Genomic DNA, 26265 nt, shown 5'->3' on the forward strand with positions numbered 1-26265 from the left:
GCTGCGATGTTGAGCAAACTGAGCAAGATGGGCAAATGCATGGGGCAGGCTGCGCGCATGCTGGTCGGCATGCCCGACTACGACACCTACGTCGCGCATATGCAGGCCCAGCACCCGGGCGAGCCGGTGATGAGCCGCAAGGCGTTCTTCCGCGAGCGGCAGGATGCACGCTACAACGGTGCCAGCGGACGTCCGACGCGTTGCTGCTGAGGTGTTTGCCGTGTAAAAGGGGCGCCACGCTTGTCGTGGCGCCCTTGTCATTTGCCGGGGCCACAGGCGAAGCTGGCGCCGCGCCGCCCCCGCAACCGGAGTGACCATGCAACTCAAGCACAAGATCGTCACGCTCAGTGTCCTGCCGCTGATCGTCTCGGTGCTGTTCATCTGCATCCTGGTGTTCGCCCAGAGCCGCAAGCTCGAGGAGGACCAGGCGCGCCTGGTGGAAAGCAGCATCATGGCGGCGAAGAAGGCCGAGTTGAAGAACTACCTGGGCCTGGCCATGAGCCTGATCGCGCCGTTGTACGACAGCGGCGCCGACGATGACGACACTCGCCAGCGCGCCCTGCAGATCCTGTCGCGGGCCAACTTCGGCCTGGACGGCTACTTCTTCGTCTACGACCGCCACGGCAAGAACCTGATGCACCCGCGCCAGGCCGAACTGGTGGGCAAAGACCTGATCGGCATGACCGACAATAAGGGCCTGCTGGTCATCCAGGCACTGCTCGAGAGCGCCGAACGCGGTGACGGCTACCAGTTGTACGACTGGCAGAAGCCCTCCACCGGGCAGTCCACCGGCAAGCTGGCCTATGTGGTGATGCTCGAGCGTTGGGGCTGGATGCTCGGCACCGGCATCTACATCGACGACGTCGAGGTGGCCACGCTCAAGTCGCGCCAGGAGGTGGCCTCCGGCGTGCTGACCACGGTGCTGGCCATCGCCTCGTTCTCGCTGCTGGCGGTGCTGGTGATCTTTGCCGGTGGGCTGATGCTCAACGTCAGCGAACACCGTCTGGCCGACCGCAAGCTGTCGGCGCTCAACCAGCGTATCGTCAACCTTCAGGAAGAGGAGCGCTCGCGGGTAGCGCGCGAACTGCACGACGGCATCAGCCAGGAACTGGTGTCGATCAAGTTCCAGTTCGAGCTCGCGGCCATGGAGCTCGACAACGGTCGTGCCGGCGGGCTGGACAACCTGCGCAACGGCACCACTCGCCTGGCTTCGGCGATCGGCGAGGTGCGGCGGATTTCCCACGACCTGCGCCCCTCGCTGCTCGACACCCTGGGTCTTTCGCCCGCCATCGACCAGCATGTGCGCGATTTCGAGCAGCGCACCGGCATCCGTACCCAGTACGAGTGCGGGCTGACGGACATCGAGGTGGATGCCGAGCTTTCGCTGACGCTGTTCCGTATCATCCAGGAGGCGCTGGCCAATGTTGACCGCCACGCCAAGGCCAGTGTCGCGATCATTTCCATCTCTGCCCACGACGGGTTGCTGGTACTGCGCGTGGAGGACAACGGCATGGGCTTCGACCCAAGTGCCGCGTACGAAAGCCACGGCATTGGCCTGCGCAACCTGCGCGAGCGGGTCGAGCATCACCGGGGCAGTTTCAGCATTGCGTCGTCTGCCGGACGCACCGAGCTGCAGGTCCAGATACCCATGAACAACCCGAGGCTTGCATGAGCGACACCACACCGATCCGCATTGCTTTGGTCGACGACCATGTGCTGGTACGCGACGGCGTCAAGGCACTGCTGGGCGCAATTGCCCATTTCCAGGTGGTCGGCCAGGCTGAATCCGGCGCCCAGGCGCTTGAGTTGGTGGCCTCGCTGGAGCTGGATATCCTGCTGGTGGATGTTGGCCTGCAGGACATGAACGGCCTGGAGCTGACCCGCCGCCTGTGTGGCTTGTACCCCGGCATCAGGGTGCTGATGCTGAGCATGTACGACAACCAGGAGTACGTGCGCACCTCGATCACGGCGGGGGCGAGGGGCTATGTGCTGAAGAACGCACCCTCCACCGAGCTGATAGCCGCAATCGAGGCGATTGCTGCCGGTGGCAGTTTCTACAGCCCGGAAATCGCCCGCAAGCTGGTCAGCAGCGGCCGCGACGAGAACGACCTGACCCCGCGCGAGCTGCAGGTGCTGGCGATGATCGCCAGGGGTAGCAACAACAAGGAGATGGCCCGGGAGCTGGGCATCAGCGTGCGCACGGTGGAGACCTTCAGGCTGAGCATCCGGCGCAAGCTGAATATCGATACCCCAGCAGCACTGGTGAAGTACGCGCTGGAGCATGGGCTGGTGACGCTCTGAGGCAGCGCTGCGCCATGGACTATGGCTCTGCGGCAAAGCCGATGCTCCACCGCAGTGTGCTTTTCGCGGGCAAGCCCGCTCCTACAGAACTGCACCGCTCAGGTTTTGCGGGCAGCGACTGGCTTTCCCGCTCAATCGTGGGAGCGGGCTTGCCCGCGAAGGGCTCACCCGCGAAGCGCCTGCTTACTTGAAATCCCACTGCATCTGGGTGGCAATGCTCACACCGCTGGAGGAGCGCACGCACACATCCAGGTAGTCGGTGAAGCGCGGCGGCACGGCAATGCCCTCATCGAGCAGGCGGCGGTTGTCGAACAGGTAGTTCAGGTCGGCAAAACCGCTGTACAGGCGCAGGGCCCGCAGGACCAGGCGTGGGTTGGCCGGGCCGATGCGCGACTCGAAGCTGGCGGCCAGTTCCTTGAGGTTGTCGACATCGATCTTGCGGTAGCGCTCGCCCACCGGCGCGGCGCCGTTGGCCAGGGCGAATGCCTGGTCGATCTCGCCGAAAGTACAGGCCGAATCATGCCCGGCGGAGATGTGGTAGAGGTCGTGGCTCAGGCGCGGCTTGAGGGTCAGGCCGATCAGCGCCTCGGCGCAGTAGTCCACCGGAATCACGTCGATCTGTTCGTCGAGGCCACAGGTGAAGCTTTCCAGGGCGAAGCCCATGCGGAACACCCAGAAGATGCTGCCAGAGGCCTGGCAACCCAGGCTGCGGTGACCGACCACGATCGAGGGGCGCGCCACCACCAGCGGCAGGGCCGGCAGTTCCTCGCGCATGCGTCGCTCGATTTCAGCCTTGGAGGCGGTGTAGTCCACCAGTTGCTGTTCAGCGTCCGGAAACTCCCAGGATTCACTGATCGGCGATTCACGCTCAGGGCCGCAGCACATGGCGGTGCCCACGTGGAGGAAGCGCTTGAGGCGCTTGGAGCGGCTCATCACCTCGGCAAAGGCGAAGGTGCCCTCGACGTTGACCGGCCAGATGGCCGGGTTCTTCGAGAACGACGCCACGGCAGCACAGTTGATGACCCGATCGACCTCCAGCAGGCGCGGCGTTTCGCGCTCCAGCCAGGAGGTGTCGAGGAAGTCGCCGCAAATGATCTGCCCGGCGTTCAGCGCCTGGCATTCGGCCTGGCTGACGCCATGCTGCTGCAGGTTGTCGCGCAGGCGCTCAAGCCCTTGCCCGGCGTTTTCGGCGCGGACCAGGAATACCAGTTGCGGGCCTTGGCCATTGGCAATCAGCTGGGCGACGACCGACCCGCCGAGGAAACCCGTGGCGCCGGTAATCAGGATGCGTTCGGGGGTAGCGGTAAAGGTGATCGGTGCGTGCGTGTTCATACATTTCCTCAAGACGGGTAAGTCATCCGCAGTTCAATGTTAAGTGGCGACATCGAAACGTTGAAATGAACTTAAAGTCATCAGTTGGTTCGAGGCATTCGTTGGGACTGACTGATTCGCCTTGAGAACTTGCCCAGATAGACAATCTCTGTTTAGCGCAGTGCCTATCCGTTCAACGCTGAAAGTGGCGCAGCCATGCAGCGCAGGGCCAGTTGCCACTCGTTGCAGCGCAGGTCCGGTAGCGGGCATGGCGAGCGGCGCGCCATTCTCCACGCTTTATGCCTGGGGGACGATGAATAGAAGGGGAGATTGGCAGGGTTTTCGATGAAACAAAGTTTAGAAAAGGGGCAGGCAGTGGGGAGTTTTAAATATATTTCATTCGCGCGGTAGTTATGGTCGACGCGAGGGGTTGTTCCGTTCGCGGGCGTGCCCGCGAAAAGAACAACAGCGTTATTGAAGATCAGTTCAAACCCAACTTCCCGCGCAAGGTCGACAAGTCTTCGGCCAAGGTATTGACCGGCCCGACCATGGCCTTGCGATCACGCTCGGCCACCTTGTCGTAGGACTGGAACCCGCCATCCTTGGTCTTGTACTTGGCCAGCAGCGTGTTGACGGTGGCGAAGTTCTTGTCGACCTTGGCGACGAACGCCTTGTCCTGGGACTCCAGGTGGGTGCGGAACAGCTCGAAGATCTTCTGTGCGCCGTCGATGTTGCCCTGGAAGTCGTACAGGTCGGTGTGGCTGTAGCGATCCTCCTCACCCGAAACCTTGGTCGCGGCCACTTCTTCGAGCAATGCTGCCGCACCGCCGACGACTTTTTCTGGCGGGAAGGTCAGGGTGGCAATACGGCCCTGCAGGTCTTTCACGTCGGCGATCAGCTTGTCGGCAATCGGGCCTTGGCCGTCGGTGGTGTTCTTGTCGAACAGCGCGTACTCCAGGCGATGGAAGCCGGTGAAGTCATCGGCCTCGACACCTTTTTCGTGATCGTCCATCCGCGAGTCGATGGCCGCGTCCAGGTCGCTGAACAGCTCGGCAATCGGCTCGACGGCTTCATAGTTGACCCGGGTCGTGGCATACAGCGCCTTGGCCCTGGCCAGGTCTCCCTTCTTCACCGCATTGGTGAACTGCTCGGTGTCGCTCACCAGCTGATCGACCTTCTCGGTGACATAGATCTTGTAGTCCGACACCGGCTGCACCAGGGTCAGCGGGTCAACCGCAGCATTGGCCAACAGCGGGGCAAGCGTGAGCAACAGGGCGAGGCGGGTCTTGTTCATGGCGATGTCCTGATCCGTTTCTGTGTCGTGTCATGCGGTTTTTATGGGTTTGGCAGCGTCGAGCAGCGAACGACCGATGAAATCGTGATCGTTCTTCACACCGGGGAGGGCGAAGAAATACCCCCCTCCGACCGGCTTGATGTATTCCTCCAGCGGCTCGCCGTTGAGGCGGTTTTGGACGGTGATGAAGCCCTTCTCCAGGTCGGCCTGGTAGCAGATGAACAGCAGCCCCATATCCAGTTGCCCGTTCTTGTTCACACCACTGGAGTAGTTGAAGGGCCGGCGCAGGATCAGGTTGGGCTGGCTGGCCGCGGTGCGCGGATTGGCCAGGCGGATATGGGCGTCCAGGCGGGTCAGCTTGCCTTCCGGGTCCTTGGCGTAGTTGGGTACATCGGTTTCGCGCTGGCCGTCCATGGGCGCGCCGCTGGCCTTCTTGCGGCCGAAGATCGACTCCTGCTCCTGCAACGGCGTGCGGTCCCAGCGCTCGACCAGATTGCGGATGATCCGCACCACCTGGTAGGTGCCATCGATCGCCCAGGCGGGCTCATCGCCACGCTGTACCCAGACCAGCTGGTTCATCAGCGCCGCGTCGCTGGAGTCGGGGTTGGCCGAGCCGTCACGAAAGCCCAGGAAGTTACGCGCACTTTGCTCGGGCTCTGCAGCCTTGCGCGGTGCCTGCGGCGGCACCGAGCCTTCCTGTTTCCAGCGTACGTAGAGCAGGTCAGGCAGGTTCTTGATGATGTCGCGCAGGGCGTGGATGTTGGTGTCCGGCGCGTTGGAGCAGAACTGCAACCCCAGGTCGCCATGGCAGCGCTCGGCTTCCAGCGCATCGTTGGGGAAGCCGAGCATGCGGCTCAGGCGCTTGGGCTTGGCACTGCTGAGGCCAAATCGCTCGTCGAACAGTGACTCGCCGACCGACACCGTGATGGTCAGGTTGTCTGGCGTGACTACCGGGCCGAGGATGCCCGAGTCCACAGGTGGCAGCTTCGGGTCGACCTGGGGGACTGGGCCGCCGGTCATCAGGAAGCGAATGCGCTGGTCCAGCGTGCGGAACAGGCGCTCGAGATCCTGCTGGTCCTGCGCCAGCACATCGAAGGAGACGAACATCCCGGCGGTAGGACGCGGCGTCACCACCCCCGGTTGATGTTCGCCGATCCAGGCGTTGCGCTCTTGCGTGCGGTCGCTGTGCGGGGCTTCGGTGACCTTGGCCGGTGAGGGGGCGGCCAGCGCGTTGCCGGTGGCCATGGCGACGCCCGCGACACCAAGGCCAGCCAGCAGGCGGCGGCGCTCTTGGGATTGCGGGGCGTTACGGGTATCGCGGTCTGTCATCTGGGGCTCGCTTGTCTTTACTGGTCGGCCAGGCCAAGGGCCTGATCGATGGCCGCAATCGCATTGGCCAGTGCATCGGCATCGGCTGCGATCTGCTGTTTCTGCGCCTGCGGCACCTGGTCGTAGGGTATGTAGCCTTCGGCGCCGCGCAGGGCCTGCAGGTGCTGCTCGAACTGAGTCATGGCGCTATCGACTGCCGCCAATGGCTGGGAGCCGGTCCTGGCCAACAAGGGGCGCAGCAGATCGATCACTTTGCGCACACCTTCAAGGTTGGCGGCAAAGCCCTGCAGGTCGAGGTGGCTGTAGCGTTCCTCTTCGCCGCTGCTGCGGATCTGTGCAAGGTTGCGCAGGCTGCGCACGACCGCCTCGGTGAATTGCTGCGGCGCAATGGACTGGGCCAGCAGTTGCGTCTTGAGCTCGCCCAGGTCGGCCAGCAGCGCGTCGGCCACCGGTGTCAGCCCTTCGGTGGTGCGCTGTTGGAACAGGCTGTACTCGATGCGATGCAGGCCCGCAAACGCCGGATCCTGCTCACGCTGCTCGAAGTAATCGGCGCGGGCATTGATCCGGTTGTCCAGCTCAGCCAGCCGCTGGCTGGCGGGGGCGATGCGCTGGTAGATCACCCGCGCGGCGCCATAGGCGGCTTGCGCCTGCTGCAGGTCGCCGGCCTGAATCGCGTCCTTGAGCGCCTGGCCTGCCCGCACCAGGGCGCTGCTCTGGCTGGCCAGGTAGACACGGTATTCGGACAGCGGCCCGATAAAGGCGGTCAGTGCGGGGCGCGCCTTGGCGGCCGCTTCGGAGGCGGCGGTCGGGGTGACGGTCAAACTGCCACGCGGGTTGCTGAGCAGGCCGCAGGTGATCGCGTAGCGACCCGGCTGCAACGTGGCATTGATCACCTGTGACAAGCCCGGCGCGATGTTCTCGCGTTCTTCGATCACCAGCACGCCATCGAGGATCTCCCACTCCACGGCGCGCTGGGACTGGTTGACGATGCGGAAACTGTTGGGCCCGGCCGGGACGCTCAGGTCGTTCGGTTCGCACGCGTGATCGCGAATGGTGATCAGCGTTTCGTGCCCGGCGTTGGCCGCACGTCTGGCCTGGGCCTGGTGCGAGGCGTAGAAGAACACCAGGCCCGCACCGACCATCAACAGGGCACTGCCGGCAACCGCCAGGCGCAGTACACGGGGGGAGGGGGGCTTGCCGGCGGCGCCGGTCTCGTGACTGGTCATGCTTACCCTTGTTTCTGTGCAGCGTGGGAAGAAGGCTTGGCCGGCGCCGGCCAGAAGAACAGCACCAGCGCACCGACCAGATAGAGCAGGTAGGCCCCCAGGGTGCTCACTGTCGGGGTGTCCTGGTAACCGAACATCCCCGCCAGCACCGATCCGGTCGGGCCATCCATCGGCAGGCTGTGGCTGATATCGAAGACAACCCCCTGCAGCGCATTCCAGATCCCGGCCTCGTGCAGCGCCTGCACCGAGTTGGCGAGGATGCCCGCGGCCACCACGAGGATGAACAGGCCTGTCCAGCGGAAGAACTGCGCCAGGTTCAGGCGCAGGCTGCCGGAGTACAGCGCCACACCAACCAGGATCGCCACCACCAGCCCAAGCAATGCGCCCAGGGGCGCCGCAGGCCCTTCGCTCTGCTGGAACACCGCCAACAGGAAGAACACCGTCTCCAGGCCCTCGCGGGCGACGGCGAAGAACACCATGGCGATCAGCGCCCAGGCCTGGTGCTTCGAACCGCCGAGCGCGGCATCGAGCGAGACATGCAAATCATGCTTGATCGAGCGCGCCACTTTGCGCATCCACAGCACCATGGAGCTGAGGATCACCACCGCGACCAAGCCGACCAGCGCTTCGAAGAGTTCCTGCTGTTTCTGCGGGAACTCGCTGCTCATCAGCTCAAGGCCAGCGCCGACAAAAAGGGAGAGGGCTGCGGCGAGGAATACGCCGATCCACACGGCCGGCATCCACTGGCCACGGCCGGTCTGGCGCAGATAGCTGGCAATGATGCCGACAATCAGCGCGGCTTCGATGCCCTCGCGGAGCATGATTAGGAAGGGGACTAGCATGATTCTCCCGGGATGTCTGAAGGCATCGACCTCATGGCGAGGTCGCCGGGAAATCTACTTCAATGAGAATCATTAGCGCATGTGAATAATATTTTAACTTTTGCCATGTCCTCCCTGGCCAGGCTCGGGGAAATGGGGGTTGCAAGGCTGGAGTACAAATGTGCTCCACCGCGATTGCCATGCTCAATGAAAGAACGCTGAGGGCGATTGACCACTTCCCTACCAGAATCGACCAGTTGAAAAGCGTGCATCGCCAATCATCGCTGCTTGACCAGAGCCGCAAGAAAATTCCGCCGAACACTCCTGGCACCTGGGCATGTACGCGTTGATCCTCAACGAGCATGCCAGCGGGGCAGTGGACAGCAACCGGGTCATTCGCATGTTGCTCCTGCACGACATCGTGGAGATCGACGTCGGCGACTTCCCCATTCATGGAGGCTCGTCCAGCCAGTTGCAGGCGCAGCTGGAAGCGGAGGCTGCGCAGCCACTGTGGCTGCGCTGTCAGTAGCCGCTTACTGGAACCATTGCCACAGCAGCAGGGTGCCGACCAGCCCGACCACCGAGACGATGGTCTGCAGCACCGACCACACCCAGATCGTCTGCTTGAGCTGCAGCCCGAAGTACTCGCGCACCATCCAGAATCCGGCATCGTTGACATGGCAGAAGAACACCGAGCCGGCACCGATGGCCAGTGCCACCAGCGAACTCTGGGTGGTCGCCAGGCCCGCCATCAATGGCGCGAGAATACCGGCAGTGGTGGTGGTCGCAACGGTGGCCGAGCCCGTCGCCTGGCGTAGCGCTACCGCGATCAGCCAGGCCAACAGCACGTACGACAGGTGCGCGCCGTTGGCCACCTTGCTGATGGTGTCGCTGATTCCGGCTTCGAGCAGGGTCTGTTTCAGCCCACCACCGGCGCCGATGGTCAACAACAGCACGGCGATCGGCGCCAGGCTCTTGCGCAGCACGCTGCCGACCTGGTCACGGGCCATACCGATCGACCAGCCCAGGCAGATCACCGCAGCGATCACCGCCAGGCCCAGGGCAATCAGCGGCTCGCCAAGAAACTTGAGGGTCAGCGCCAGGGTACTTTGCGGTGTCAGGGCGATCTTGGCCAGCGTGCTGCCAAGCATCAGCAGCACTGGCAGCAGGATAATCAGCAGCGATATGGCAAAGCTCGGCTTGCGCCGGGTCTCGACCTTGGCGGTGAACAGCGCACCCAGTTCCGCGGGTTCCTGCACATCCATGCGTTTCGACAGCCAGATACCATACAGCGGGCCGGCGAGGATCACTGCCGGCACGGCGATGCACAGGCCCAGCAACATGGTCATTCCCAGGTCTGCATGCAGGGCACTGACCGCGATCAGCGGCCCCGGGTGGGGAGGCATCAAGGCGTGCAGGGTGGTCATCCCGGCCAGCGCCGGGATCGCCACCTTGAGCAGCGGCTGCCCAGACTGGCGGGCGATGACGAAGATCACCGGCACCATCAGCACCAGGCCGACCTCGAAGAACAGCGGCAAGCCGATGACCATCGCCACCAGCGCCATCACCCAGGGCAGCGCCTTGCCGCGGGCATGGCGCAACAGGGTAGAGGCAATACGGTCGGCGGCCCCGGACTCAGCCATCAGCGCGCCCAGCATCGCGCCCAGGGCAATGATGATCCCGGCCTCGCCCAGCAGGCTGCCGGCGCCCTTGCCGAAGGCCTTGGCCACTTCTTCTGGTGGCAGGGCCGCGCCCAGGCCCGCCACGAAGGTGCCGATCAGGATCGATAGGAAGGGTGGTAGCTTGGTGACGCTGATGAGCACGATGATGCTGGCAATGGCCGCCAGGCAACAGAGCACCAGGCGGGTGTCGTGGGCAAGCCACGTGGCATGAGAAAGATCCAACGGAAACCCCTTCTTGTAATGTCTTGTTACGTGTTTGGAAGGAATATACCCGATGGATTCATATAGACGACTAGCTGATCCAGTTTTTCAGGGCTGGAACACATGAAAGTTTTTTCAGAAACCGCGTAACCCTGCATCCTTGCCGCAAACCTGCTAAAACAGGCCGCCGTGCTCTGCGCAGCAGCCCCACCACCGAGGAGAGACCCATGATCAAGACCGGCGATTCACTGCCTGACATCACGCTGTACGGCTACAGCAACGGGGAGGGCGCCTGTGCGATCGGCCCGAATGCCTTTTCCATCCTCGAGCGCTGCAAGCAACGCAAACTGGTGATTTTCGCCTTGCCCGGGGCCTTCACACCCACTTGCTCCGAGCGTCACGTCCCCGGCTATGTCGCTGCGGCCGATGCGCTCTTTACTGCGGGTATCGACGAAATCCTCTGCGTTTCCGTCAACGATGCCTTCGTCATGAATGCCTGGGGAAACAGCCTGCAGGTGGGCGATGCGGTGAAGATGATCGGCGACGGCAATGGCGAATTCGCCAAAGCCCTGGGCTTGAGCCAGGACCTGTCGGCCCGCGGCATGGGCCACCGTTCCCAGCGTTACGCGATGCTGGTCGAAGATGGCGTGGTCAGGCACCTCGCGGTCGAAGCGCCCGGCAAGTTCGAGGTCAGCGATGCCCAGAGCATGTTGAAGTGGGTTCAACAGCTCAGCGTTTAGCCGTTTGCGGCCCACACGTTCATGATGAGCGCCCCGCGCCAATTGCCGTAGGAAATTTCCTATATAAATAGCGCTCAGCTGTAGAGAAGATTCCCCTCGGCCATAGTGGCCTAATCGGGAGTGTTTTATGTGGGCACGTAATATTCAATTTACATCGGCGATGCTTGCTGTCGCCTTGCTCAACGGCTGCGCCTCTATCATTGGTGACTCAAAGTATCCGGTTACTATTGCCAGTACTCCGCCGGAGGCATCTTTCGATATTGTGAACAGGTCGGGGCAGGTCATCTACAACGGCGTTACGCCTACGGTTGTCACCCTGCAGTCGGGTGAACGCTACTTCCGCGGTGAAACCTACACGCTGCGGTTCAAGAAAGAGGGATACCCTGACAGGCAGGTTGAGCTCGACTCGAGTGTCAGTGGCTGGTACTGGGGGAACCTTCTGTTAGGGGGCGTCATCGGTATGCTGATTGTCGACCCTATTACCGGAGCCATGTACAAGCTGCCAGATCGCGTCTCTACAGACATGGGAGCAAAAGTAAGCACCGCCCCTAACCCACTGCAGATATCGACAGTCGATGATTTGAGCCCCGAGCAGCGAGCCCAACTGGTACAGATCAAATAAGGACCTTTAGCTCGGTGCAGCGTCGTTCCTGTGCGGATTGGATGACGGTGCTCAGGGCTTGGGCTGGGCGGCGCTGATAGCGCTGGCCCTGCCCACCACCAATGGCCTGCGCGGAGAGATACCTGGACGTGGTCCAGCACTTGCGACGCATTGCGCAGGGGCCCGATTGACTGAAGGATGATCGGCAAATTCAGCGTTTGCCGAACACCTGGAGAACCGAAAATCAAAAACAAGATGCTTCTTCCGCCCGCCCAAGATGCCTCTTGTTCAGCTCTCGCCCCCACGATTCATACAATTTCCTTGCGCTAAATCAAGGCGCTATCTGCCTGATCCAACACTGCAAGGAAGTTTTATCCCAATGAAAGCAATTACGTTTCTGATGCTCGCTTCGGCCGCGTGCGCTATCTCCAGCACCGCCATGGCAGCGGACGGCACCATCAACTTTACCGGGGAAATCGTCGCGGCTTCTTGCGTCGCTTCGGCCGGTGCGGGCTCCACCGTAGGTGGCGGTCCTGGCAAGCAGATCGTCGACGTGAACCTCGGCAAGGTGAGCATGGACGCCATCAACGGGGCAGGCGAAGGCAACATCGCTGCCGGCACCGCCATCAACCTCAACCTGGACTGTGGCAACACCGCCGCAGGCCTGACCACCATCAAATTCGGTTTCGATCCGATGTCCGGCTCGGGCGTAGATCCGAACAACAATAGCCTGCTGAAGATCACCGGCACGGCTGAAGGTGTGGGCATCGGCATGTTCGACGACAGCAACAAGCTGCTCAACATGTCCGGCAACGAGCAGTATTCCGCTCCGTTGATCGTAGAGGGTGAAGGCTCAGAGGCCAAGTACTCCGCCAACATGCGCCTGCGTGCTTCGTACGTGGGTAACGGCGCCAAGCTCAAGCCCGGCACAGCGAACGGCACCCTGCCGTTCACGCTGACCTACGAGTAATCGTTCCCAAGAGAGGGGGACGCATGCCCCCTCGCTTTTCTGCGAGTCACTGATGAATACCGGTCACTTTGTTCGAATCTATCTCTTTTTAATGCTGATGATGACCTCTGGCGTTTCTCTCGCCGGCATACAGGTCGGTGGTACCCGTGTGATCTTCCCTGCGTCGGATCATGAAGCCTCGCTTCAAGTTCGTAATGAGGGCACCGACGACATCATGATCCAGTCGTGGATCGAAGCTGGCCCGGAACAGGCCGATCGCGATATCCCGTTTGCGATCACACCTTCCCTGGCCCGACTGAGTCACCGCAAACAACAGATGTTGCGTATCTTCTATCAAGGCAAAGGGTTGCCCGAAGACCGTGAGTCGGTGCTCTGGGTGAGCGTGCAGGAAATTCCTCAAGTCAGCGAACTGGATAATACGCTGCAAGTTGCCTTTCGCCAGCGCTTGAAGTTGTTCTATCGCCCCAATGGCTTGCCAGGCACCGCTGACGAAGCGGCCAGCACCCTGAAATGGAACATTCTGAAGACAGCCGGCAAAACTATTTTGCTGGCAACCAACGATTCTGCCTTTCACGTGTCCTTCGCCAAAATCGCGATTGTTGCGGGCAACAAGGAGTACGCCGTCGAGCCAACCATGGTTGGCCCACACGATGCCCAGAGAATGGCCATCAAGGACATGCCTGCAACAGCCGGTGGTGAGGCGACGATCGCCTGGGAGTCCATCAATGACTACGGCGCACTGATCGAGCACAAAGCCTCCATCAAGTTCTGACGCCGCCGCTGCGTACCTGCCTTTATTTCATCGCGTACTTCACATGGGGATTTCCCCGGGACGCTTCGTGCACAGGAAGTAGCGTTTTGACGGAATTCAACCTCATTCCATGAACATCAAAAAACACAACAGGAAGTCTCGGAAGGCGCACGCAAGAAAAATATCAGGCCACTACCTTTCGTGCCTGGCGGCTGCGGGCATGCTGGGGGCTTCCAGCGTCAGCGCTGCGCAATTCAACCCCATGTTTCTCAAAGACAAAGGCGCCAAAGTCGACCTGCGTTTCTTTGAGCAGTCCAATGGCGTGGTGCCTGGCGACTACAGCGTCGATATCTATCTGAACCAACGCCTTAACCGACGCGAGGATATTTCGTTTGCCGCAGACGAAGACGCCCCCAAGGCCGATGCACACCCGATCCTGAAAGTGGGCCTGCTGCGTGAGATGGGCATTGATATCGAACGCCTGCAACGAGAAGGCATCGTCTCGCAAGAGGCTACCGAGGACGATCCGGTCAATCTGCTGCGCCTGGAAGATGCTGCGGTAGAAATGGATGTCGCCAACTTGTCGCTGTCCATCAGTGTGCCGCAGGCGTATATCAAGCGCCGTTCGCGCGGGTACGTCGATCCTTCGCTGTGGGATGACGGTATCACCGCTGCATTCAGCAACTATCAATTGAACCTCAACCGCAACAGTGGTGGCGGTATCCAAAGCGACTACGGCTATCTCGGCTTGCGCAGCGGCTTCAACCTGGGCCAATGGCGCCTGCGCAATCAATCGTCGATCAGCCAGAGTACAGGCACATCACGCAAATTCTCCAGCAACCGCACTTACCTGGAGCATGACGTCACTTCGATCAAAGGGCGTTTCGCCATCGGCCAGCTCTACAGCAATGGCGATATCTTCGACAGCAGTCGCTTCCGCGGTTTTCAGCTTGGCTCGGACATTGGCATGTTGCCCGACAACGAGACAGGCTATGCGCCGGTGGTGCGTGGTATTGCCGAAACCCATGCTACCGTCGAGGTGCGCCAGAACGGTTACGTGATCTACTCCACGACCGTCTCGCCGGGCGCCTTCGAGATTCACGATATCTACCCCGGCGGCTCCAATGGCGACCTGGAGGTCACCATCATCGAGTCCGATGGCCGTGAGCGCAAATACACCCAGGCGTATTCCTACCTGCCGGTGATGGTGCGCGAAGGGACGTTCCAGTACAGCTTGTCGCTGGGCAAATACGACAGTGAAGGCATGAAATCGCCCAAGCTGATGCAGGGTACGGCGGTCTATGGCGCCACCGACAACCTGACCACCTATGGGGGCATACTCAACTCTGATGGCTACAACGCCTTCAACGTTGGCCTGGGCCTCAATACCGGTCTCGGTGGCATGTCACTGGACATCACCAACAGTCAATCGCACCCCGATCACGGTGATGCGAAAACCGGTCAGAGTGCACGCTTTCTGTATTCCAAGACGCTCAGCAGTACCAATACCACGTTCACCATGGTGGGCTACCGCTACTCGACCTCGGGCTATCGCACCCTGAGCGAGCACATCCAGGAGTCGAGCGACGTCAACCAGGAGCGCTTTGTCAGCAGTCGCCCCAAAAGTCGACTGGACCTGAACATCAACCAGAATATCGGCCGTGGCTCGGTATTCGTCAGTGCTGGCGAGACTAATTACTGGAACCGCGCCGGTAGCACGCGGCGCCTGCAATTGGGGTACAGCGGCAACGTCGGTGATGTCAGCTACAGCATTACCGCGTCACATATTCAAGAGGCTGGCAGTTCACGCGAGTCCGACAATCAGTTGGCATTCGCCATCAGTATTCCGTTTGGCTCAAGTACACGGTCGCAGCGCGTGTACAGCAACTTCAGCCGTTCGAACAATGAGGGCGACAGCCTGCAAACCGGGGTTTCGGGATATCTCGACGATGCCGGAAAGCTCTCTTACGCCGCCCAGGCCGGTACCGCCGGCAGCGAGCATTCCGGCAGTGTCGGGCTGGGCTGGGATGGGCCGAAGGCCAAAGTTTCGGGCAACTACGCCATGTCGGGTACGACTCGCCACCTGGACGTGTCGGCGACAGGCTCGGTGGTGGCCCATAGTGGCGGCGTGACCTTCGGACAGCCTGTGGGGGAAACCTTCGCCCTGGTGGAGGTGCCAGGAGTCAAGGGCGCCAGTGTCAACAATTCTTCCGCACGTACGGACAGTGCCGGCTACGCCATCGAAAGCTACGTGCAACCCTACCGTTTCAACGACATCGGGCTCAACACCCAGACCTTGGGCACCGACGTGGATGTGCTTGATACCTCTACCCGGGTCGTGCCGCGCCGTGGGGCTGTGGTCAAGGCACGCTTCGAGGCTTCATCGGGGCGACGAGTACAGATTGACCTGAAGCTGAGCAACGGCAGGAAGCTACCATTCGGTGCCCGGGTCGAGGACGAGGGCGGGAAGTTGCTGGCCGTCGTCGACAACCTGTCCCGAGCACTTGTCTTTGGCATCAAGAATGAAGGCGACTTGAAAGTGAAGTGGGCGGACGGTGTTTGCCTGGCGCCTTACCGCTTGCCCCCTCAGGACAAAGCGCTGACCTACGACCAGATAAGTATCAATTGCAATGTGCAGGTTGATCAGGGAGTAAAGAGTTGAAACATGCATTTCAGATAATCGTGGCCATGCTTGCCATGACAACGAACAGTCCGGCGGTTGCTGATAATTCCGCCAAGTGCTACTGGTGTATTTAAGCAAGCCGCCGGTTTCAACGCTAACTATGCCCGCAAAGGCAACGAAAAGATGACGTCCGGCAGAGCGGACGCGGTGCTGAACGACATACTCAACCATAACTGACGCCAGGCAGGGCGCCTGGCGCCCTGCTCGGAACACGCTTCACGCTGCAAAGTCGTTGCCGTGCAGCGCAAGCCAACGCCGCAGGGCGTCAACCGACATGGGCCGCGCACGCAGATAGCCCTGACCAACCCCCACCCCCAGCTGCGCAAGGCAGCGACGCTGATCCTCGGTTTCTATCCCTTCCACTACCAGACGCAAGCCCAGTTCCTTGGCCAGACTCACGGTAGTGCGCACGATACTGCGCTGCCGCGGCGACTTGAGCAGCTCTCGAATGAGTTCGCCAGCCAGCTTGATTTCATCGAACGGCAGTTGGCATAGGCGCAACAACGAAGACTGACCCGTTCCGTAGTCATCGAGTGACAAGCGTACGCCGAGTTGGCGAAGACGTATGGCGTTCTGCACGCAAAAGTCGCTGAGGACCGCTGGGCCATCCTCGGTGATTTCCAGCGTTATCCATGACAAGGGCAGGGGGTGTTCGCGCAGTCGGGCAATCAAGCGCTCGACTGACGAAGCGTTGGCCAATTGAGGCAAGCTCAGGTTGAAAGCGACGGGGGATTTACGGCCATCGCGATACAGTTCGATCTGACACGCCAAGCCTTGATCGAGCAACGCATGCAGCAAGTCATCGAGCAGATGCTTGTGCGCCATCGCCGGGATGAATGTGGCCGGCGTCAACAGCCCTAGCTCAGGGTGCTGCCAACGCGCGAGGACCTCCAGAGCACCGACGGCACCGCAGCTCAGGTCGAACTGGGGCTGGACGTAAGCGCGGAATTGGCCATGAAGCAGGGCTTTGCGGATCTCGAGTGCATCGCACAGATCTGCCTGTGACGACGCGGTATGTTGCTGCGTGTCGGGAGCAGGTTTTGTCAGGTTGGGTGGGGTGTACATGGGTTGGAACCTGGTTCATATCATCCGCAAAAAGGGTATGCGAATGAGCGAACCAACCCTTCGAGACGGCTCTGCAATGAGGGCGGGAAAGTTCTTGAATGCGCTCAGGATGCCATCAGCGCATGGGGGCGTTCACAGTCATGGTTGCGCGAGGGTGCTATTGATGCCATCCAGGCATGCGAGCAAGGCTAGCCCGGTTTGCGCAACATTGTCGGCCAGCCCCTGCGCAGCCTGTTCCTCCAGCTCTACGCAATGTTCCAGCAGCGCCTGATGATTAAGTAGATAGGCAGTACCCTTGAGCTTGTGGGCGATGCGCCGTGTGGCTGGCAAGTCTTGCGCTGCCAGTGCCTGGCGCAACGCATCGGCCTCATGCTGGTTACTCAAGGTGACCTGTTCGGCCAACCGGGCGCGGATGTCGCTCTTCCACGAGGGGCGCTCGCTCGCCTGTGATTGACTATCACCAAACATGGGAATCAACTGGTTGAGCGCAGCCAGGTTGGTGGGTTTGGCCAGTACCCGGTCCATGCCGGCATCGCCACAGGCCCGCTGCACAGCCGGTTGTGCATCCGCGGTGAGCCCTATGATGCGGCAGGGCTTCAGCCCCCGACCTTGCTCCAGCCGACGAATCGCGCGGGTCAATTCGATACCGTCCATTTCCGGCATGTTGCAGTCGGTGATGACGATGTCGATATCCTGTTCGCTCCACACTGCCAGCCCTTCGAGGCCGTTACTCGCGGTGAGCGGGCGATGGCCCAGGTAGCTGATCTGCTGAACCAGCAGGTACTGGCTAGGCAGGTGATCCTCGACAATCAGTACGGTGAACAGCTCATCTGCCTGGCGAACGGAAATCTCGCTCGTACCCGGCAACGTCGCGGTATCGACGATCACCCGGTCGAGCTCGAGGGAAAACCGCATCGTGGTACCTTTGCCCATTTCGCTTCGCGCTTGCAGCTTGCCCTGCATGAGCTCGCACAGTGAATGGCTGATCGCCAAGCCCAGGCCAGCACCGGAGTTGGCATCACCGATCACACCCTCTACCAGGTAGAACGGCTTGAACACCAAGTCCAGCTGCGCGGCAGGAATACCCACTCCGCTGTCGGTAACACTGACCTCGAAGCGCAATTTGAAATGATCGACGGCTTGTACCGAACAGGTAAGTTCGACACTGCCGCGATCGGTAAACTTGATGGCATTGCTTAACAGGTTGGACACGATCTGCTTGATCTTCAGCGCATCGCCCCATACCTGCTGCGCCGCTAACGGATCGATGTGCATGCAAAGGCGCAGATGCTTCTGCCGAGCGAGCCCGGAAAATACATTGCCCACTGACTCCAGCAATGTCTTCATGCACATGGGCTCGGGGGTTAAAACCAGCTTGCCCGACTCGATGCGCGAGATGTCGAGAATGTCGCCGATCAACGCCAGCAGGCCGGTTGCCGATTCGTAGGCAATGTGTAGCGATTGATCGTTGAGTTCGGCATCGCCCTTGCGGGTCAGCACCAGTTCCAGCATGCCGAGGATGGCGTTGAGCGGCGTACGGATCTCGTGGCTCATGGTCGCCAGGAACACCGTCTTTGCGCGGCTGGCGCGGTCTGCAGACTCCTTGGCGTCCTGCAACTCATCCAGCAAGCGCTGGCGCTGCTGCAGGTCCAGGCGTTTGCGACGAATACGCCGGCGTTGCGCGAATATCAGCGCGCCCGCGATAATCAGCATCAACCCCAGCGCCTCGAAGGAGTGCCGGATATATGAGGCGATACCTTCCCAGTACCTGTCGTCGGTTGCCGAGTTGGCTCGCCAACGACCAATGATCTGCAGATTCTCGCGTGGTGAAATGCCCAGCATCGCTTTGTCGAGGATTGATATGAACACCGCCTGATCCTGCGGTGCTGCGAATACGATGCGTACGCCGGGTCCGGCGAAGACGCCACCGATCTTCAAGCTGTTTTCGTATTTGTAGGACAGGTAGTACCGCGCCACATTGGCGGGCGCCAACACCATGTCGGCATCGCCTTCGCGGACCAGTTTGAAGGCTTCGCCCATGGTCTCGGTCTGTTTGAACACCAGGTTCGGATACTGGTTTCCGAGCATTCTTCGGTCGATGTAACCGTCTGCAACCGCCACCACTGCATGGGTGTTTTGATCGGATGCATCGCGGGTTTCATCCTGACGCTGGACGAACAGGTAGGGCGCAGACGTCAGTGGCCGGGTATGCAGGTAGGGGAGGGAGGATGGCGGTGTCTCGGGAAGAATGCTCAGGGTCATCCGCCCTTGGCTGAGTAATTCATTGGCCTCGCGGATGGAGCTGACACGTTGGATCTCGAAGTGGATCCCGGCCTTGCGCCGAATGATGTCGAGCACATCGGACGCTACGCCATTGAAACGGCCACGGCTGTTGAAGAAAGCGTAGGGCGCCAGGTCTTCACTGACTGCCAGTTTTACCGTGGAAGCTCGCTCCAGCCAGGCACGCTCGGCGCTGGTGAGGCGATTACGGAAATCGGTGGGGTTGCAGTCTTCGATGTCACCCCAGAAGTGCTGGGCATTGATGATCTGGCAGCGGGTCAAGCCGCCCAGCGCACGATCCAGTATCCCCTTCAATACATCATCGCCCGGTCGGATGCCGAAACCTACTTCGATATCGGGCAGCGTTGCGCTCTGGTTGATCACCAACTGGCTGCTGAACAGTTGGCTGGACAGGTAATGCGTGGCGAGGGTGTCGCCGAGAAACACATCGTTTTCCCCGGTCATGACGGATGCCATTGCCTGGAACTCGGAGGCGTAGTGCTGGAAACGGCCGGTACCTCCGGTACTTTTGAATAGCGCAAGAACCATGGGGTTGGAGAATGCAATGCGTGTCTTCCCATCACGGCTGCTGTATTCACGCAAGTCACCCGCTTCGGAAAACAGCGCCAGTTCAGTCAGTATGTAAGGGGCACTGAGGTTGAACTGCTGACTTTTGGCCATCAGGCGACTAACGTTGTTGACCATATCGATGCGCCCGTCGCGCAACGCGTCATACATAGCGTCCCGGGTGGCAAAGGTGCGCAGCCGAATGGTAACGCCCAATCGCCGCTGCAGGGTCGCGAGATAGTCGGCCATCAGCCCTTCGAACTGGTGATTTTCTGTAAAGATGCGATACGGCGGCAGCGGTTCTTCGGTAACCCCCACGACCAGTACCCGCTTCTGTGCAAGCCACCGTCGCTCAGGTGCGGATAGCTGCACCTTCAGTTCATTGAGCGATTGACGGCCAACGGGCTGCAGGTCCTGAGCCTGCGCCAGGTTGCCAGAAGCATGGACCAAGAGCAGTACCAGCAGAACAGAGTCTAGACGGCGCAGATGTCGTTTCACAGAAAGGTAGTCAGATAATGGCGTGTTGGCGGGCGATTTCGGCCAGCTCAACCACGGAAGCCACGCCGAGCTTGCTTTGAATACTGACCTTGTGGCCACTGACCGTTTTGTTGCTCACGCTAAGACGGACTGCGATCTCGCCATTGGACATTCCCTCAGCCAGCATCCTGAGCACCTGCATCTCTCTGTCAGTGAGATCGTCGAGGGTTGTCGCGGGAGTGCTGCCAAGCAATGGCATGGCGGCTTTGGGGAAAAATATGTAGCCGTCGGCGATTGTTTCCACCGCTTGAACCAGCTTGCCAGTCGCCTCGTTCTTGCTCACGAATCCACTTGCTCCTGCATGCAGGCAGCGGGCAGCGTAGCTTTCTTTGGCCTGGGAGGTGTACACAAGTACCCGGACATCGAGCTTTTCTCTCCTGATGCGTTTGAGCACGCTCAGGCCATCGACCTTCTCCAACCCGATATCCAATATGACAATGTCGGGTTTGAGCGACTCAATCATTCGCAAGGCGTCGACACCGTCGGCGGTCTCGCCCACTGCCTCGAAGCCAATGGGCTCGAGCGCTTGGCGGATGGCTTGGCAAATCAATGGGTGATCATCGACGATCAGGACTTTTTTACTCATATCATCACCGGGTTATGCGCGTTGACGGTCCGATTACAGCAGGGCGGTGCTTCGACACAATCTTATCTCACGATGCCCCCGACTCATGACTCATTTATCGCGGCAACGGATTTTCGAGAGTTTTTCACGCGCCAGACAAGACGTTTCTTGTGCCTGGCACAGATGCCTGCGTGCGAGGCGTAGTCACTATTTGCCGATGTGCGTCTGTAGAGCTCTCGTGTCGCCAGAACATGCATGACCTTCTACCCCGTTAATTTGGGCGGTGGCTGATCTTTATCTTCGGCGGTGCTATGAAGCGTTGGGGCTTCGGCATCCTTGAGCAGATCAACTGTAGCCAAGGCCGAGAAGCGCTCCTTCAGAAACTGCTCGACCATACTGATCTGCGGGACGCGGGCGAGGTAGGCGCTTTCTACAGTGCCACACGACTGCTCTATCTGCACCATCGAGTCTGCAACGCCGTAAATCATGGCATGGCGTACACCCGGCAATAAGTTACCGAAACCGCACGTGGGAATGTCGGACTGCTGAAAATCCATCTCGCTCATGATCAGTAAGTCAAAATGCATTTTATCGTTACCTGCCACCGAATAAAGCTCGTCAAACGAGCCCACCGGCAACACCTGAAACTGCCCAAGTCCGTTAAGCAGGCGTTCCAACAACAAACGATGGATATGATAAGGATTGAACACGATGATCCGCGCAACGGGCATGCCATTCTCCGAATGAAATAAATAGGGTGGACAGGTGCTGACGGGGTCAAGCAGTCGGTAGTCTGGAATTCACGAATTCGTCGAGGCCTGGAGGAAGTCATTCAGATCACTGAGAAGCGCCTCGACGGACTGATACAGTTCATCGACGACTTTCGCAAACGCTGTATTGTCAGGTCCTGAACAAGCAACTTGCAATTGATCACAGGCGGTGATCACGCGCTTGGCCATTATGATTCGTGCTACACCCTTCACGCGATGGGCCAAGTCATATAAGCCGATATGGTCGTCCAAGGCGAACAACCTGAGAATATGTCGTAAGTCTTCCTCGCTCTCGCTGATGATGTCATGCAGTAACTTATTCATGAGACCGGCATCGTGACTGGCGAGTTGCGTCAGGTTGGTAATGTCAAAGCTTGTCTGATCTTGCGGAAAATCGTGCTCTGAGTCGCGTGCATCGAACGGCGTTGCCAGGTGTTGTAGGCGTTTTGCCAAGTCATCCAGGCTGACTGGTTTGAACAGACAGTCATCCATTCCTGCTGCCTTGCACATCTCCACTTCGCGCGCCTGCGCATTTGCGGTAAACCCTAGGATCAGGCAAGGGGGGCTGTTTGATGCTTTCTCCACGTGACGGATTTTTTTGGCCAGGTCGTAGCCGTTCAGGATGGGCATATTGCAGTCTGTGAACACGACGTCGTAACCGCCCGTGCTCCAGGCACGAAAACCACTGACACCATCAACTTCATCGGCTACCTGATGGCCTAGGTAGATGAGTTGTTGGGTGAGCAACAAGCGATTGGCCGGATGATCATCCACGACAAGGATCTTCAGTTCGCGACTCATAGGCATCTCTAGGATGCTGATCGCATTACGTACTTCGGAAGGTGCAGCTTCCACATTCAGCGTAAGTTCAACCTCCGTACCTTGTCCAAAAACACTTCGAAGATTCAAGCTGCCCCCCATCATCGAACACAGTGCCTTGCTGATATTCAACCCCAATCCTGAGCCCGCTGAAAGTGACGCGCTATCAGCACCGACCTGGCTAAAAGGTGTAAACAGCTTTGGTATATCTTCGGCCGCGATACCTACGCCGGTATCACGAACATAGACGCTCAATGACAATTGACTGGTGCTCCACCGATGCGCATTGGCCTCGACGGTGACACCGCCCTGTGCAGTGAACTTGATCGCATTGCTCAACAAATTGGAAAGGATCTGTTTGAATCGCAAGGGATCTATAAACACCTCGCATTCGGCCAACGTATCCACCTTGACCTCCACACTGAGACCTTTCTGCCGAGCGAGGCCGTCAAAAACGCGCGTGGTCGAAATGATCAGATCCTTCAGCACCACGCGCTCAGGTGCGAGCGTCAGATGGCCCGACTCGACGCGTATGATGTCCAATGTATTCCCGATGATACCTACCAGGCTCTTCGAGGAATCGTAGGCGACCTCGATCGCCAGTCGATCAAGCACTCCTTGCCGGGCTTTGATCATGGCAAGTTCCAACATGCCGACGACCGCATTCATCGGTGTCCTGATCTCATGGCTCACAGTCGCCACAAATTTCGTTTTAGCTTGGCTGGCACTATCGGCCTCGTGCTTGGCTTCGATGAGTTTCAAAAGTAACGCTTCACGCTCTGTGACATCGATCCATCCACCAATAACCCCCTTGATCACGCCATCATCATCCTGGTAGGGCACAATCCAATGGAACGCGGTAATCGAGCGCCCCCCCGGGAGGTACATTTTCATGTCCTCCGAATAGTGTTCGCCTTCCGCCATCACATGCAGGTATCGATTCTGAAAGGCGCTGGCGTACTCCGGCGGTATGAACGAATAGTCGGTCAGGAGCGTACCCGTGACATCGCTCGATGATTGCCCTGTTTCAGCCAGGTAACGTTGATTGCAGGTAAGCAGACGTGCAGATCGATCCCTGACATAGATAGAGTGCGGGAGACTATTGATCAGCGTCTCCATGAACTTCATTTGAGACCGCAGCGCTTTTTCAGCGATGGCGCGCTGGTTGATCAGTCGCCGAAGGTACAGGATCCAGGCAATGGCGACCGCGAGAAGAAGAACAGCCGACACTATCCAGCGGACGTAGATACTGCGCGCAGCGACCAGCTCGGTTCTATCGATAGCCACATCACCGCCCCATCGACTGGTCAATGCCCTCAGTCGTTCCGGAGTAAGTGATGCAATCGCAGCATCAAGAATGGAATAGAGAACCTTGCTTTCAGGGCGTGTCCCCAGCGCGAAGTGAGAATATTTGCCATCCACAACATTGACGATGCGAAAATCGTTCCTCTGCTCTTTGGCAAGCGCATACTTGGCCGTTGCAAAATTTCCGATACTGGCATCCACCTGCTGTGCTCTGAGTAACTGAAGAGAGGTATAGATATCGTCGGAGGCTACCGGTATGACGTCCGGGTATTTTTTTCTCAGATAATCCAGGAATTCAAGATTATTAGTGTTAAAAGCAACGCGACGCCCAGCCAGATCAGAAATCTGGGTGATCGATGTATCCGATGCTCGTGAAATCAGAACTCTCGGGGTTGAAAGAAACGCGCGGGTGTACAGGATTCCAATATCGGATCGAATACCGGATAAATTGAGTACGATATCGACCTCGCCCTTGGCGAGCTTAGTTCTGACCTCTTTTCCCGATGCGCACTCTACGATGGTAAAATGTAACCCGGTGACCTCGCTTATGTATTCGAACACATCGGCAGCGATACCTCGATAGGCATAGTTTCGATCGTGAAAGGAGATGGGCGGGTAGTCGGTGACTAGACCAATTTTCACGGGGGAACTTTCAGTAATCCAGCGCCGCTGTGCGGGAGTCAAATTCAGCTCAGAGGGCGGGGAATAGGTGATCGAAGCACCGGTCCAGCGCTGTATGATGCCTGCTTGTTTCTCTTGGTTGACAGCCGATAACACCAGGTTAACAGCGCGCTGCAGATGTGGATCGGTTCGACGAAACCTGAAGTGTGTTGTACTCGAGACGCCTTCGATCGGGCTCAAATACAGACCAGAAAAAAAATTGGTGTTGATCACGTGCGCGGCATCCAGTGCGCTACCCACAAAGCCATCCACCAACTCGAATTTGACAGCCGCAATCGCTTCCAGTGGGCTGGGATAACTTATAATTTTCGCGTTGGGGTATGCCTTTTGCTGGGCGGCCTGCATAGTCGATGACGCGACGGAAGACAAATGAAGCGTCCGTTGTGAAGCGCTGAGGGGCGGGATGGTTTTCTGTCGTGTCACGATCACATTGGGATCCACCCAGTAAGAAGACGATTCAATAAAGGACGCTGTAGGCTCTCGTTGCCGTCCCGCAGGCCCCAACATGTCGACTTCACCGTTAAGTAGTGCCGTCTGAGCCGCCGCTTCATCAACATATCGTTGCACGCGAACTTCCACACCTAGTGCGTCGGCGATCAGCTCAAGATAATCGGCCGTGATACCACCGTACTCACCCTTTAATGTTCTTATCTCTAGAGGCGGAGCTCCCGCCAGGGAGGTACCAAACCGGAGGGTTTTATTTTTCTGTAACCACGCCTTGTTGACAACGGTGTCCAAGTGTCTAAGGGGTACCATGTGCGATTGACCATTCAGCGGTAACGACTCGACGGCGTCGTTTGCGGCAAATGAATGCCATGCCAAGTTCCACAGCGCCAAGACGCACAGTAGGGCGGTTCGATACTTCATTTAAATTAAGTTATTTCGTTTGGCGAAATCAGCAAGGTAAACGACTGACCGTACTTCGAGCTTTTCGGCAAGCCGAGTTTTATAGGTGCTGACCGTCTTGTTGCTCAACAGCATGGCGTCACCGATTTCCTTATTGCTGAAGCCACGCGCCAGCTGCTGTAAAATAGCGAGCTCCCGGTTTGAAAGATTCTCGATCATCAACCGTTCGGATTTCTCGGTGTCCGTCCGACACACAGAACTTGTCGGCAGCTCGGGGAAGAACGGATAGCCACTCATGATGGCCCTGACCGCTCTACGCAGTTCCGCAAAATCGCCAGTTTTACACACATAACCGGCGGCGCCGGCCTGCATGCACCGACGAGCAAAAAAGCTTGGCTCCTGCGACGTGAAGATCAATACCTTGGTGGTCAGTCCATAGGTGCCTATACGCGTCAGGACCTCCAAGCCATCTAACATTGGCATTGCGATGTCCAGCACCAATAGCTGAGGGGCATGCTCGCGCACCATCTGCACCGCCTCAGCCCCATCCCCGGTTTCAGCGACTATATCGAATTTCTCTTCCTGCAAGAGCATACGTACGCCCACACGAATAACAGGGTGATCGTCCACAATCATCGCTTTCACATCTATTCCTCTGCACTGCCAAGCCACCAAGCCACGGAGAGCGTCAGGCTCTCGCCACGAGCACGCCAAGCATAGGTCAGATCTGAGCTACATAAATGTAGGAAATTTCTTACGGTATGCCGGTTCATTCTCGTGCTGCGCGGTCAAGCTCGTTCGCAGGGCGTGCCTACGCTCCAGCAGGCTTATCAGCAGCGCGAGCGGCATGAAACGGAAGAAGCCGACTCGTTTTTCATCTCGCGCCGCTTGGGAAATTTCCTACAGATGCACCGGCCTTT

20 protein-coding genes and 1 pseudogene are annotated in these 26265 nt (G+C 59.1%); 9 read left to right on the forward strand and 12 right to left on the reverse strand.

From position 1 onward, the window contains the following. Positions 1 to 6: 6 nt before the first annotated feature. The 3 genes from AC2CGW_RS08070 (at position 7) to AC2CGW_RS08080 (ending at position 2301) form a co-directional block, all read left to right on the forward strand. On the forward strand, positions 7 to 210 hold the full coding sequence (locus tag AC2CGW_RS08070) for a YbdD/YjiX family protein (RefSeq protein WP_186709207.1): 204 nt from the start codon (positions 7 to 9) through the stop codon (positions 208 to 210). Positions 211 to 316: 106 nt separating this feature from the next. Next, positions 317 to 1672 carry a cache domain-containing protein gene (locus AC2CGW_RS08075; protein WP_484573818.1) on the forward strand — a complete coding sequence of 452 codons (1356 nt, stop codon included), beginning with the start codon at positions 317 to 319 and terminating at the stop codon, positions 1670 to 1672. Beyond that, positions 1669 to 2301 (forward strand): response regulator, encoded by a 633-nt coding sequence (locus tag AC2CGW_RS08080; protein ID WP_186664663.1) that lies wholly within the window; start codon positions 1669 to 1671, stop codon positions 2299 to 2301. Before AC2CGW_RS08075 ends, AC2CGW_RS08080 begins: the two co-directional genes overlap by 4 nt. Before the next feature lie 183 nt (positions 2302 to 2484). On the opposite strand, the gene cprA is transcribed toward AC2CGW_RS08080, so the two are convergent. The 5 genes from cprA to efeU form a co-directional block, all read right to left on the reverse strand. Beyond that, positions 2485 to 3633, reverse strand: coding sequence for a cationic peptide resistance protein CprA (gene cprA, locus AC2CGW_RS08085; protein WP_484573819.1), 1149 nt, complete (start codon positions 3631 to 3633; stop codon positions 2485 to 2487). Between the two features lie 460 nt (positions 3634 to 4093). Further along, entirely contained in the window at positions 4094 to 4906 is an 813-nt protein-coding gene (gene efeO / locus AC2CGW_RS08090) for an iron uptake system protein EfeO (RefSeq protein ID WP_484573820.1), read from the reverse strand. Between the two features lie 30 nt (positions 4907 to 4936). Then, positions 4937 to 6235, reverse strand: a complete 1299-nt coding sequence (gene efeB, locus AC2CGW_RS08095; RefSeq protein WP_186664669.1) for an iron uptake transporter deferrochelatase/peroxidase subunit — start codon at positions 6233 to 6235, stop codon at positions 4937 to 4939. Positions 6236 to 6252: 17 nt separating this feature from the next. Next, positions 6253 to 7461, reverse strand: coding sequence for an iron uptake system protein EfeO (efeO, locus tag AC2CGW_RS08100; RefSeq protein ID WP_484573821.1), 1209 nt, complete (start codon positions 7459 to 7461; stop codon positions 6253 to 6255). A 2-nt stretch (positions 7462 to 7463) separates the two neighbouring features. Next, on the reverse strand, positions 7464 to 8303 hold the full coding sequence (gene efeU / locus AC2CGW_RS08105) for an iron uptake transporter permease EfeU (protein WP_484573822.1): 840 nt from the start codon (positions 8301 to 8303) through the stop codon (positions 7464 to 7466). A 289-nt stretch (positions 8304 to 8592) separates the two neighbouring features. On the opposite strand from efeU, the pseudogene AC2CGW_RS08110 reads away from it, so the two are divergent. Beyond that, positions 8593 to 8811 (forward strand): annotated as a pseudogene (locus tag AC2CGW_RS08110) (HD domain-containing protein); the annotation flags it as partial. A 4-nt stretch (positions 8812 to 8815) separates the two neighbouring features. Here the strand turns inward: AC2CGW_RS08110 and AC2CGW_RS08115 are convergent. Next, entirely contained in the window at positions 8816 to 10186 is a 1371-nt protein-coding gene (locus AC2CGW_RS08115; RefSeq protein WP_484573823.1) for a GntT/GntP/DsdX family permease, read from the reverse strand. A gap of 206 nt (positions 10187 to 10392) precedes the next feature. On the opposite strand from AC2CGW_RS08115, the gene AC2CGW_RS08120 reads away from it, so the two are divergent. The 5 genes from AC2CGW_RS08120 (at position 10393) to AC2CGW_RS08140 (ending at position 15889) form a co-directional block, all read left to right on the forward strand. Then, entirely contained in the window at positions 10393 to 10905 is a 513-nt protein-coding gene (locus tag AC2CGW_RS08120; protein WP_411384412.1) for a peroxiredoxin, read from the forward strand. A gap of 127 nt (positions 10906 to 11032) precedes the next feature. Then, entirely contained in the window at positions 11033 to 11527 is a 495-nt protein-coding gene (locus AC2CGW_RS08125; RefSeq protein WP_484573824.1) for a hypothetical protein, read from the forward strand. A 358-nt stretch (positions 11528 to 11885) separates the two neighbouring features. Further along, complete coding sequence (locus AC2CGW_RS08130; protein ID WP_411384409.1) at positions 11886 to 12476, forward strand: fimbrial protein; 591 nt, start codon at positions 11886 to 11888, stop codon at positions 12474 to 12476. Positions 12477 to 12528: 52 nt separating this feature from the next. Next, entirely contained in the window at positions 12529 to 13248 is a 720-nt protein-coding gene (locus AC2CGW_RS08135; protein ID WP_411384408.1) for a fimbrial biogenesis chaperone, read from the forward strand. A gap of 199 nt (positions 13249 to 13447) precedes the next feature. After that, the gene (locus tag AC2CGW_RS08140; protein ID WP_484573825.1) at positions 13448 to 15889 is read left to right on the forward strand and encodes a fimbria/pilus outer membrane usher protein; all 2442 of its coding nucleotides are present in this window, start codon (positions 13448 to 13450) and stop codon (positions 15887 to 15889) included. A 237-nt stretch (positions 15890 to 16126) separates the two neighbouring features. On the opposite strand, the gene AC2CGW_RS08145 is transcribed toward AC2CGW_RS08140, so the two are convergent. The 6 genes from AC2CGW_RS08145 to AC2CGW_RS08170 all read right to left on the reverse strand — a co-directional run bounded on the left by AC2CGW_RS08145 (position 16127) and on the right by AC2CGW_RS08170 (position 25981). Then, a complete protein-coding gene (locus AC2CGW_RS08145) occupies positions 16127 to 16975 on the reverse strand; it encodes an EAL domain-containing protein (protein WP_186719358.1) in 849 nt (282 codons plus the stop codon). A 138-nt stretch (positions 16976 to 17113) separates the two neighbouring features. Continuing rightward, a complete protein-coding gene (locus tag AC2CGW_RS08150) occupies positions 17114 to 20320 on the reverse strand; it encodes an ATP-binding protein (RefSeq protein WP_484573826.1) in 3207 nt (1068 codons plus the stop codon). Between the two features lie 10 nt (positions 20321 to 20330). Then, positions 20331 to 20945 carry a response regulator transcription factor gene (locus tag AC2CGW_RS08155; protein ID WP_186664691.1) on the reverse strand — a complete coding sequence of 205 codons (615 nt, stop codon included), beginning with the start codon at positions 20943 to 20945 and terminating at the stop codon, positions 20331 to 20333. Between the two features lie 242 nt (positions 20946 to 21187). Then, positions 21188 to 21655, reverse strand: coding sequence for a hypothetical protein (locus AC2CGW_RS08160; RefSeq protein ID WP_186664693.1), 468 nt, complete (start codon positions 21653 to 21655; stop codon positions 21188 to 21190). 69 nt (positions 21656 to 21724) lie between these two features. Continuing rightward, positions 21725 to 25237 (reverse strand): transporter substrate-binding domain-containing protein, encoded by a 3513-nt coding sequence (locus tag AC2CGW_RS08165; RefSeq protein ID WP_484573827.1) that lies wholly within the window; start codon positions 25235 to 25237, stop codon positions 21725 to 21727. A 129-nt stretch (positions 25238 to 25366) separates the two neighbouring features. Further along, positions 25367 to 25981, reverse strand: coding sequence for a response regulator transcription factor (locus tag AC2CGW_RS08170; protein WP_189657556.1), 615 nt, complete (start codon positions 25979 to 25981; stop codon positions 25367 to 25369). Between the last annotated feature and the right edge of the window lie 284 nt (positions 25982 to 26265).

It is taken from the genome of Pseudomonas sp. SYWMCR5 (genome assembly GCF_057197165.1).

Bases quoted from the DNA above. Each gene is read 5' to 3' on its own strand.
- AC2CGW_RS08070 (WP_186709207.1), top strand. From the start codon at position 7: ATGTTGAGCAAACTGAGCAAGATGGGCAAATGCATGGGGCAGGCTGCG.
- AC2CGW_RS08075 (WP_484573818.1), top strand. From the start codon at position 317: ATGCAACTCAAGCACAAGATCGTCACGCTCAGTGTCCTGCCGCTGATC.
- AC2CGW_RS08080 (WP_186664663.1), top strand. From the start codon at position 1,669: ATGAGCGACACCACACCGATCCGCATTGCTTTGGTCGACGACCATGTG.
- cprA (WP_484573819.1), bottom strand. From the start codon at position 3,633: ATGAACACGCACGCACCGATCACCTTTACCGCTACCCCCGAACGCATC.
- efeO (WP_484573820.1), bottom strand. From the start codon at position 4,906: ATGAACAAGACCCGCCTCGCCCTGTTGCTCACGCTTGCCCCGCTGTTG.
- efeB (WP_186664669.1), bottom strand. From the start codon at position 6,235: ATGACAGACCGCGATACCCGTAACGCCCCGCAATCCCAAGAGCGCCGC.
- efeO (WP_484573821.1), bottom strand. From the start codon at position 7,461: ATGACCAGTCACGAGACCGGCGCCGCCGGCAAGCCCCCCTCCCCCCGT.
- efeU (WP_484573822.1), bottom strand. From the start codon at position 8,303: ATGCTAGTCCCCTTCCTAATCATGCTCCGCGAGGGCATCGAAGCCGCG.
- AC2CGW_RS08120 (WP_411384412.1), top strand. From the start codon at position 10,393: ATGATCAAGACCGGCGATTCACTGCCTGACATCACGCTGTACGGCTAC.
- AC2CGW_RS08125 (WP_484573824.1), top strand. From the start codon at position 11,033: ATGTGGGCACGTAATATTCAATTTACATCGGCGATGCTTGCTGTCGCC.
- AC2CGW_RS08130 (WP_411384409.1), top strand. From the start codon at position 11,886: ATGAAAGCAATTACGTTTCTGATGCTCGCTTCGGCCGCGTGCGCTATC.
- AC2CGW_RS08135 (WP_411384408.1), top strand. From the start codon at position 12,529: ATGAATACCGGTCACTTTGTTCGAATCTATCTCTTTTTAATGCTGATG.
- AC2CGW_RS08140 (WP_484573825.1), top strand. From the start codon at position 13,448: ATGCTGGGGGCTTCCAGCGTCAGCGCTGCGCAATTCAACCCCATGTTT.
- AC2CGW_RS08145 (WP_186719358.1), bottom strand. From the start codon at position 16,975: ATGTACACCCCACCCAACCTGACAAAACCTGCTCCCGACACGCAGCAA.
- AC2CGW_RS08155 (WP_186664691.1), bottom strand. From the start codon at position 20,945: ATGAGTAAAAAAGTCCTGATCGTCGATGATCACCCATTGATTTGCCAA.
- AC2CGW_RS08160 (WP_186664693.1), bottom strand. From the start codon at position 21,655: ATGCCCGTTGCGCGGATCATCGTGTTCAATCCTTATCATATCCATCGT.
- AC2CGW_RS08170 (WP_189657556.1), bottom strand. From the start codon at position 25,981: ATGATTGTGGACGATCACCCTGTTATTCGTGTGGGCGTACGTATGCTC.